Origin of the sequence: Streptomyces sp. NPDC002809 (assembly GCF_040295435.1) — a bacterium.
Classification (GTDB): Bacteria; Actinomycetota; Actinomycetes; order Streptomycetales; family Streptomycetaceae; genus Streptomyces.
The window spans coordinates 1-9,080 of the sequence record NZ_JBEOVJ010000146.1; the positions used below are offsets into that span (position 1 = coordinate 1).

The following is a 9,080-nucleotide window of genomic DNA, read 5'->3' on the forward strand; positions in this document are numbered from 1 at the left end:
GGGGACCCTGTGGGAGAGTAGGACGCCGCCGAACTCCTTTTGATAGTTAAGCCCCGTGCCCTTGTGGCACGGGGCTTTTCTGCGTTCCGGACCAGAAGTCATCGAGGTCGGCCACCAGAACGAGCATGAGTCCTCCCGCCACTCAAGGCCGGTCAGATCAATCCCCTCCATTGCGGCAGTCACCACCGCGATTGCGCGGCGCGCAGCTCCTGATGCGCTGACGGGTGTTACTCAGCAGCCTGCTGCTGACCGATGCCGGACCTGGTCGGCCGGCCGACCACGGACATGGACGCAGGCAGCGAATCGGACCATCAGCACATGCAGTCAACGGCGGCCTGCCGGACGGGAAAAGCCCTCGACCGGCAAAGTGCCGATCCGGCACCCTCTGCATCATGACGACATCGTCCTTCATCCCCGGACTGGAACTCTCCCGCCACTTCTACCTCGAAGCCGTGCGGCCTCTGCTGGAGGAGGCTGCCCCCGGGGTGACGCACTCCGCTGCCCGCCTCGGCAGCGGCTCGGAAGTTCTCGGTTTCGACACCGCCCGCTCCGCCGACCACGAATGGGGGCCCCGCCTGCAGATCTTTCTGCACTCGCAGGATGTCCCACGGCACGGCGCGAGGATTACTGCACTGCTCTCCGAGCGCCTGCCGAAAACCTTCCGCGGCTACCCGACACACTTCGCATCCGCCGGCGAAGCAGACATCCGAGTCATGCAGACAACTGACGGGCCGGTTCACCACCGAGTCGAAGTCACGGAGCCAGGCGCCTGGTTCACCGCGCAGCTGGGCTTCGACCCGCGTACCGGCATCACCCTGGCGGACTGGCTGGCCACCCCGACTCAGCTCCTCGCCGAGGCCACTGCCGGTGCCGTCTTCCACGACGGGCTCGGTGAACTCGTACCAGCCCGTGCCGGCCTGGACTGGTACCCCCACGATCTCTGGCTCCACCTGCTTGCCTGCCAGTGGCGGCGCGTCTCCCAGGAGGAAGCCTTCGTCGGCCGCTGTGGCGAAGTGGGCGACGAACTCGGCTCCGCTGTCGTCGCAGCCCGCCTGGTCCGCGATCTGATGCGGCTCTGCCTGCTCATGGAGCGCCGCTACCCGCCGTACAGCAAATGGCTCGGCAGCGCCTTCGCCCGCACTCCCCAGGCACCCGCCCTCACCCCGGTACTCACCGCGGTCCTGGCCGCCACCGACTGGCACACCCGTGAAGACCACTTGGCCCGCGCCTACGAGGCCGTCGCGGCGGTACACAACCAACTCGGCCTGACCGATCCCGTCGACCCGGCCACGCGGCCCTACCACACCAGACCATTTCAGGTCCTGCACGCGGATCGCTTCACCGCGGCGCTGAGTACTCGCATCACCGACCCTGACATCAGTTCCTTGCCGATGACGGGCACCGTCGACCAGTTCGTCGACAGCACGGACGTTCTCAGCGATCCGGTACTGACGCGCGCTGCCACCAGCGGTCTGCTCGCCCCTTGAGACCTCGAGTCCGCCGGCGAAGCGAGCCCGTGAAGTACAGATCGTGTTGCTGGGAACCGTGCTCCCGCCTATCCGACGCCGCAGCGCCGTTCGGCTCCCTGGGAGGTACATGACCGGGGCTTGCCCGGAGAGCTTGAGGGTGGCCACCGCCCCAGTGCCGACCACGCATGCGGTGGCATGCCTGACCTGCGGTTGCTGGGTACGATCCGGGAGTTTGCGCGAGCCATGGTCCCGGGACTGAGCGCCGCGGGTCCGTGAGCGTGGCGAGCGCGTCCGCGAGACCGTACGAGGGGCATGACATGAGGCAGTGGGGGACCGCCGAGGTGGCGCGCGTGGATGGGGCAGCCGCAGCGCGGGTCGAGGACGCGTTCAGGCTGGTCTACGCCGAAGCGTTCGCCGACCTCCTCACAACGAGACCGAGGACGACGTTGCCGCCGCCTTCCGCCGCTTTCCTGCCCAGGCGCGCAAGTGCTCCTTCCGCGCCGCCTTGGCCTGTACCGAGGACGGCGAGCCTGTCGGCATGGCGTACGGCTACCCACTCGACCCCGATACGGGCTGGTGGGACGAGTTGACCGAGCCAGTGTCCGACGGCCTGCGACGGGAGGACGGGCACCGCACCGTCGGGCTGATGGAACTGGCCGTGCGCGGACCGTGGCGCGGGCAGGGCATCGCGCGGCGTCTGCACGAGGTGCTGCTCGACAACATTGGGGCGGAGCGTGTGCTGTTGAACGTCCACCCGGGCAGCAGGGCGGCGACGGCTGCCTACCGTGCGTGGGATGCCGCAAGATCGGAGAGGCGCGGCCATGGGGGACAGGCGCGGACCTCCACGACGTGATGCTCCTCGGCCTGCGCTGAAGCAGCCGATGAACCGAGCCGGTGGTACCGCCTGGCCGCGGGACCACGGGGCGCCCCCACACCACCCGTTCGTGTGCGCTGCTTGCGGGTGTGCCGCTTCAGGCTTGCCGGGGGAAGCCGGGGAGCTCGGGTGGTCGACGTACGGCGAGGCTTCGTCGAGTAGGTAACGGAGGAGACGGGCGTGCGTGAGACGGCGTACGTCTTGTCGTCCTGCGGCTGGAAGTGACGCTCCTTCAGGTACATGCCGGTCGCTGCTGGGGTCGGCCGTGGACGGTGACGGCGCTCGTCACGCAGACCGAGGCGCCGTTCCGGAGCTTGCTGGTTCCCGATGGGATCGACGATGTGGATGTCGAGGCGGGTCGCGGCCGCGTTCGGCACGGCGGAGATGGCGGGGAGAGGCTGCGCGGCAAGGGCGGCATGTCCGTACTGCGGCTGCCTTTCGAACCGAACCCACGACCGTTGCCAACGCGGGCGGAAGAACCTTCCGCTCGCTGCGCAGAGCTTTGCAATTCGGCTGACGGCCCGGCGCCTCACGTGCGGGTCGTCTCGGGTCGGTGCTCTGCCCACGCCGGACGTTCACCGGTCCGTTCTCCCGGCCGGCCGCCTCGTACGCACGATTCACCACTCGGCTCAACCACGCCCTGGCCGGGTTGGCCGGCGCTCGGCCGGCCTCCCCTCCGGGATTCGGCGCGGGAAGGATGACCGCGTGATCGTCGTGTTCCCGATGAGCGGAGCCGGCCCGCCGGCTGCACGGCTGATCCGCCATCCCGGCGTGGAGGTCATCTGCGGGATCAGGCGGGGGCCCCGGCCGAGGGGGCCCGGCGCGGTGCTTCAGAAGCCCTTCGAGTCCTTGACCGGTTCCGTCTGCGCAGAGGCCCGGGCCGGTCTGTGGCGACCGGCTGCCGACGATCACGCGTCCCCAGCCGCGGCGTCATTTTCCCTACGCAGATGCTTGAGCCCGGATGCCCTCGCAGCGGCTCTGTCAGACCCTTCTGCCAGCATGCTGCCGTGACAACCACATCACCTGATCAAAGCCCTGATGAGGCCACCCTGGAGTTCCTGCGCTCCGCATTCGCACCGGAGTGGCGGGAGCCGGCGCTTGGGCACGATGGTGTTTCGGCGTGGGAATCCGAGCACGAGGTCGCTATTCCGGAGCCGTACCGGAGCCTGATCGCCGAGATCACCAACGGGTCATCCCTCGGACCACCGGAAGACGGCGGCCTCCTGCCCCTCGGCTGGCTCCCGCCGGACTGGCACGAACAGGAAGACCGGAATCCTGCCGCCCCGTTCCCGCTCCAGGAGGTCTGGGCCTGGGAAGGCGAGCCCCTCGCCGATGACCACCACGAGCGCGTTGCCGCCGTCTACGACCACGGCTCCATCGTGCTCGGCGCCGAAGACGGATCCTCTTGCTGGGTCCTGGTGGTGACCGGTCCCCAACGCGGCAAGGTCTGGCTCGTCAGTGACGTCGGCGCCTACCCGTATCCCATGCCGGAAGCGGTCGGCTTCCTGGAGTGGGTGCAGCGCTGGCACGCCGGCGACGGCTGGTGGGGCTGACCCACCCGCACGGAGCCCGATGCGCTGCGAGGGCATCCGGGCTCGAACGTCTGGGTGGGGAAGCTGACGCTGCCGACGGGGAATCGCGTGAGATACCACGCCGGCGTCGCCTCCCACCGCGACTTCCTGCGGAACCCCCTGGGACGGGGCCTCAACACGTGCCCCGGTAGGCGACTGCCGCACGCCGGCAGAACACCGTCCGCGGGGAACGGCCCCGGTCCAGCAGGCTGGACCCTTGCACGTTCTACCTCGGCTGCCGCCGGCGCGGCAGGTGATCAGCTGGCTGGCCCTTCACTCCCCCGCGTTGAGCGAGGAGGACCGCGCAGACCCGAAGGATGTTCTGGCCCGCTGCGCCGAACTGGACAGGGCCGGCGGACATGTCCGGGACTTGGGGCGCGTGATCAATGGAATTCTCTTCCGGCTGCGGACCGGCCTGCCTTGGCGGGACCTGCCAGCTCGCTTCGGGAAGTGGCAGACGGTTCATGACTGTCATCGCAGGTAGTCGGCCGAATGGCATGTGGGAGACGATCTTGCATGCCGTCCTCGCTGCCGCGGATGCCGCGGGCCGGATCGACTGGAGTGTTGTGAGCGTGGATTCCACGGTGGGCCGAGCTCACCAGCATGCCGCCGTGGCTCGTCGCTGTCCGGCCCGCGTGCCGGGCCGACGCCGCCGCCCCGCGGAGGATCGCTCTGACGAAGCGGTCGGCCGCTCGCGGGGTGGTCTGACGACGAAGATTCACTTGGCCAGGGACGGGAGCCGTCGTCCACTGTCAGTCCTGACAACCGCAGGGCAGTGGGGTGACGCCCCGCAGTTGGTCACAGTCCTGGATCGCATTCGCGTTCCGCGTCCAGCCGGGGGCCGCCCACGTACGAGACCGGACCACGCATGCGGGGACAAGGCATAGAGCTCGCGTCGAAACCGCCAGTACCTGCGACGACGGCAGATCCAGCACACGGTCCCCGAGCATCGAGGCCAACGAGCCAACCGCCGACGACGTGGGAGCCGAGGCGGTCGCCCCAGTGCCTTCGACCAGTCCCGGTATGCCCGTAGGAACGAGGTCGAACGGTGCATCAACGCACTCAAAGGATCCCGGGCCGTGGCGACTCGCTACGACAAAAGAGCCTACGTATTCCACGGCACGGTGACTCTGGCCGCGCTTCGCCTGTGGCTCCGCCCCTGATCCGGCGAATGCCCTTCCACGGCAGCCATTTGCCGATCGACTCAGTCGTCAGCCGCGATGAGGAGAGTGATTCGTCCAGCTGAGCGGTCGATGAGCACGAACTCGTGGAAGTACTCGTGTACACGCCCCCAGTCATGAATGGCCTCGTCCCCGAGACCGCTCAGGCAGTAGATGTGGTCGGCCGCCGACAAGCGATCGAACACCTCCTGCTGCAGATCCGCCCCCAGCTTGGCGGGCACGTCCTCGAACTGGTTCACCCACCCCCACAGGACGCTCGCGCTCGTCTCCCGACTGACGGTTTCGTAGGCGCCTGGGGTGACCAGCCTCAGCCAATACGGGCCGTGCCTAGTGCTGTGACCGCTATGGTTCGCCGGGTTGAGATGGAGGACTGTGGTGTTTGTGGAGATCGTCTTCGCGGCGCTGCCGATCGACCGTGACGAGGTCGAGGAGGCGTTGGAAGCGGCGTTCGAGCTCGACGGCGAGGTCACGGGGGCGGGCAGCGGCATGGGCCATTGCCACCTCGACCTTGAAGTCGCGGAGAGTCTGGACGCTGCCGTGGCTCTGGAGCGACTGCAGCGCGTGCTGTCCGAACTGGGCGTCGCGGGGTGCGCGACGATGAACGTCAGCGAATGATCAGGCTGCCATCCGGGCGCGTCCGCCCCAGCGAATCCCCTTCTCGCTGCGGATCCGGGCGCGGTCGCGGCGTTCGGCCGCCAGGACATCGCGGTGGCGGGAGTCGGCGTTGCGCCAGCGTAGATAGGCGTGCAGAGCCCTGGTCTGGACCGTGTGGTTGCGGTGGTTCGAGTTGGCGACGGTGAACTGCCGCAGCGGCCCGAAGTGCGCCTCGATCGGATTCGCCCAGGATGCGTAAGTGAGGGTGAAGCACAGCTCGGCCCGGTTCTTCCTGGCCCGGGTACGGATCTTCTCGCCCTTGTGGGCGGACAGGTTGTCCAAGATCACGTAGAGCGGGGCGCCGTCCGGGCGGGCCGCGCGGATCGATCTGAGCGCGGCCAAGGTGTTGCCGGCGCCCTTCTTGCGCCGGTTGACGCCCCACAGGGTGTCGTCGCCGATTGAGTAGCAGCCATGGAAGTAGCGGACCCCGTGGGTGCGGTGGTAGGTCGCGGGGTGCCGTTCGGGGTGTCCGGAGGCGGCCCAGCCCGAGCCGCCGGCGGGCGGATTCCCAGGGGTCCGAACTCATCGAACGCGAAGGCCCGGTCGGGGAAGCGGTCCAGGACGTGCTCGATCCGGTCGAGCTTGGCGTCGCGGTCCGGGTCCGGGGATTCCTTCCAGGTCTTCGTGCGCTGGAAGGTGACGCCGCGGCGGGTGAGCAGGCACCGTAACGCCTCCCTGCCGATCCGGATCACGCGGCCGTGAACATGTCGCAGGTAGATGACGAGTTTGCGGATCGACCAGCGCGTGAAGGGCTGGCCGAGCTTGGTCGGGCGAGTGACGGCCGTCGCGACGACGAAGTCCTCGTCTCAGGACTGAGCAGGCGGGGACGGCCTCCCACCCAGCGAGGGTCCGGGCAGGCCTGGCCGATCTCGTTGAACCGGTGGATCACGTCGCGGACCGTGTCCTCGTCCGCCTGAACTAGCTGGGCGATGACTGGGACGCGGTTCCCGCCAGCCGAGGCCAGCAGCATCATCGCGCGCCGGTAGCGTACCGAACTGGTGCTGCCCCGGCGCACGATCTGCTGCAGCTTCTGCCCTTCCTGGTCGGTCAATCTGCGCACACGGACAGGCTCGGCCACCGCACTTCCACCGGTCGGATCGGACGTCACCGCATATCCAACTGCCTCGACCACCAACCCGGCGAACCAACCCGGTCAGAGCACTAGATCCCTCCGACAGAACTCCACCGCCCGCGTAGTCGTCCCGGAACTGTTCATGCCCGATGAGCGCCGCGAGCAGTTCGTGAGCTTCGCCGGACTCGGCTGGGATCCGCAGATGCTTGATGTCGACCCACCCGTAGCCGTGAGACCTCGGATCCCGGAGGTCGTGGTTCCGGAAATTGATGAAGTCACTGGCCTCATGGGTGAGCTGGTTCTCCATGGCGCCGCACCTCAGGAGCCGGCCAAAGGTCACTCTGCGGACCCATCGGACATGACCTGGAGCTCCGGCAGCACCGCAGGTGCCGTGCCCGCATCGAGAGGATCGAGGCACAGCTCTGCGACCGAGCCGGATTCGCGCTACTCCGCAGAATGATCTGGCTCCAGCAGCTCCAGCCGCTCCAGCAGCTCCCCGTGACGGTGTTGCTGTGCCGCTGGGCGGCACGTTCGAGGTCAGAGCTCGGTCGTCCAGATCCCGGCGGGGTGCTCACTCGGTGGCAGCCACAACTGAGGCTGTGACTCCCGATGCCTCTGCCCAGCCCCTTCGTCCCAATGGAAACGGTCATCCACGTCGGGCCACGTAACTTGCAGCAGGGGAAGAGGAGGCCGCCGGTAGAACCCCATGGCCTGCCCGAAGAACGTCCGGCACCAGCGAAGATCGACTTGCCTGAGAGCGACTTGGCGTCCGACGACCACGTCAGGATGCCTCTGGCCTTCAGCCAGTACGGCGCCCGCGGCGGACTTCGCTCCGAGAACGTTGACCATGCGGTGCATGACGTGGACATCGAGCCCGAACACGGCGAGCTCGGGTGCGCCGTGGGTGTGGGACAGGCCGATCGTGTAGGCGAATCCAGGGCCGATCTCGTCCTCGGGAACCATCGCGACGTGCCATCCGTGCAGCTGCACATTCTCGATGACGGCCAGATCCATGTGGTCCGCTTCGTTCCGGTCACCGTAGTCATGACAGAGGACGCAGCGGCACTGGAATGGATCGTCAGTCATGCGCGGAGGCTACGAGACGAGCGTTGGAGTCGGGCAGCGGGGGATCGCGAACGGAGCCGGGCAGCGAGGCGTGATCTCCGTAGCGCGAGCAGCGTCGTATCCGGAGTCAGGAACGATCAGGCTGTAGTGGTCACCCGGGCCCGCACTGGCCGGGGCGGGGCGGGCGGCTCGGCCGGCTGAGAGCGCAGTGAGGAGCTCCGCTACCGCGCCGGGGCTATGGGACGAGCGCGGTGAGACGCAGAGAATTCGCGTTTCCGTCGATCACGGCCCGTAGGGCGCAGGCAGACGCTGTTCCCTGCCGCACGGACCTCGACCCATGTCATTGACAGCAACGGGTGGTGACGGGTCCGCGAGGTCGAGCAGGATGAGAGTGCCGGCGACCTCCAGGACCGCCTTGCCGTCGCCTCTGAGGCTCAGCCGATCCCGGAAGTCGATCCGAACCGGCGTCCTCCACCCCAACACGGGTGAGGAGCATGTGGCCGGCCGGATGGTGCCTCCCGGACCACGTCCCCTTCAACAGTCGACTCCATGTGATGCCCGCGACCACATCCGTGAGATCACTGCACCGGGCGCCGCAGCGGCTGCCGACCTCGGAGCGCACCCGTACGGTCGTGGACCGCCCAGGGCCTCTGGCAGCGCTTCTGTCCGGACCGACACTCCGCCATCGTCCGGACGCCGTGACCAGATGGGTGTCGTACGCCAGGTATGACCGCACAACGTCGTCACCCGCGGAGGACGGCTCACGCAGCCCCGACCGGAGGCCACCGGCCGCCGAGGAGCGCATCGATGGCTCGGTGACCGCAGCCAAGGCCCCTGCGGGCCCGTGGCTGCACCGGTACACCGTGGCGAACCCGGGACCCGGATCCGTCGGCGAGTTGGGCGTAGGTATCGTTGCTGCACAGGTCGGCCAGGAGCGCCGGGGCCGGGCGGCCTCGCGTGACGTATCGTCAGCAGGCCGATCTCACGGCGGCGTCAGCCGGCCGACGGGTCGTCATGGACGATTCGGCAGTGGGAATCAGGCCCGAAATACTCTGGTAGAGTTGAGCTCGCTGGAAAGGGAAAGCGCGAAAGCGAAGAACTGGAAAGCGAAAATGCGAGGCCCGCTTCGACCGGGAATCGGACACGAAAGAGTCTGATAGAGTCGGAAACGCAAGACCGAAGGGAAGCGCCCGG

Annotated in this window: 5 protein-coding genes and 3 pseudogenes; 5 read left to right on the forward strand and 3 right to left on the reverse strand. The window is 68.0% G+C overall.

Features of this window, described 5'->3' with window-relative positions; genetic code table 11:
* The first annotated feature begins 392 nt into the window (after positions 1-392).
* From ABT025_RS38705 to ABT025_RS38720, 4 genes and pseudogenes are all read left to right on the forward strand, one after another.
* Positions 393-1,487 (forward strand): DUF4037 domain-containing protein, encoded by a 1,095-nt coding sequence (locus ABT025_RS38705; RefSeq protein ID WP_351003441.1) that lies wholly within the window; start codon positions 393-395, stop codon positions 1,485-1,487.
* 299 nt (positions 1,488-1,786) lie between these two features.
* Positions 1,787-2,342 (forward strand): annotated as a pseudogene (locus ABT025_RS38710) (GNAT family N-acetyltransferase).
* A 1,008-nt stretch (positions 2,343-3,350) separates the two neighbouring features.
* The gene (locus ABT025_RS38715; protein WP_351003442.1) at positions 3,351-3,896 is read left to right on the forward strand and encodes an SMI1/KNR4 family protein; all 546 of its coding nucleotides are present in this window, start codon (positions 3,351-3,353) and stop codon (positions 3,894-3,896) included.
* Between the two features lie 340 nt (positions 3,897-4,236).
* A pseudogene (locus ABT025_RS38720) lies at positions 4,237-5,077 on the forward strand (IS5 family transposase).
* Positions 5,078-5,118: 41 nt separating this feature from the next.
* Here ABT025_RS38720 and ABT025_RS38725 read toward each other — a convergent pair.
* Positions 5,119-5,334 carry a hypothetical protein gene (locus tag ABT025_RS38725; RefSeq protein WP_351003444.1) on the reverse strand — a complete coding sequence of 72 codons (216 nt, stop codon included), beginning with the start codon at positions 5,332-5,334 and terminating at the stop codon, positions 5,119-5,121.
* 136 nt (positions 5,335-5,470) lie between these two features.
* On the opposite strand from ABT025_RS38725, the gene ABT025_RS38730 reads away from it, so the two are divergent.
* Positions 5,471-5,710, forward strand: coding sequence for a hypothetical protein (locus ABT025_RS38730; RefSeq protein ID WP_351003445.1), 240 nt, complete (start codon positions 5,471-5,473; stop codon positions 5,708-5,710).
* On the opposite strand, the pseudogene ABT025_RS38735 reads toward ABT025_RS38730, so the two are convergent.
* Together ABT025_RS38735 and ABT025_RS38740 are read right to left on the reverse strand one after the other, a co-directional pair.
* Positions 5,711-6,827 (reverse strand): annotated as a pseudogene (locus tag ABT025_RS38735) (IS630 family transposase).
* Positions 6,828-7,358: 531 nt separating this feature from the next.
* Positions 7,359-7,835, reverse strand: coding sequence for a DUF4262 domain-containing protein (locus ABT025_RS38740; protein ID WP_351003447.1), 477 nt, complete (start codon positions 7,833-7,835; stop codon positions 7,359-7,361).
* Positions 7,836-9,080 lie beyond the last annotated feature (1,245 nt).

Excerpts from the sequence above, each read along its gene's own strand:
- ABT025_RS38705 (WP_351003441.1), top strand. The coding sequence starts at position 393 with ATGACGACATCGTCCTTCATCCCCGGACTGGAACTCTCCCGCCACTTC.
- ABT025_RS38740 (WP_351003447.1), bottom strand. The coding sequence starts at position 7,835 with ATGGATCTGGCCGTCATCGAGAATGTGCAGCTGCACGGATGGCACGTC.